1 pseudogene is annotated in these 205 nt (G+C 54.1%); it reads left to right on the forward strand.

From position 1 onward, the window contains the following. Window positions 1–19: 19 nt before the first annotated feature. Window positions 20–205: pseudogene (locus A6M21_RS08045) on the forward strand (IS607 family transposase); the annotation flags it as partial.

The raw sequence follows: 205 nt of genomic DNA on the forward strand, positions 1-205 counted from the left end.
GAACCAGAAACGCCGGGGTTTGTCTAACGCCCTTAGGCTGGCCGAACAAGGCGAATACAAGAAACTGCTCATCGAATACCCGGACCGGCTGGCCCGCTTCGGTTATGCGTACATTGAACGGCATCTGAAATACTGCGGTATAGAAATAATAGCCATCGCCGAAAAAGAACCGGCTGACGCCCAAGCGGAACTGGTGCGGGACCTA

It is taken from the genome of Desulfotomaculum copahuensis, from assembly GCF_001655685.1.
GTDB classification, from domain to species: Bacteria; Bacillota; Desulfotomaculia; order Desulfotomaculales; family Desulfovirgulaceae; genus Desulfotomaculum_G; species Desulfotomaculum_G copahuensis.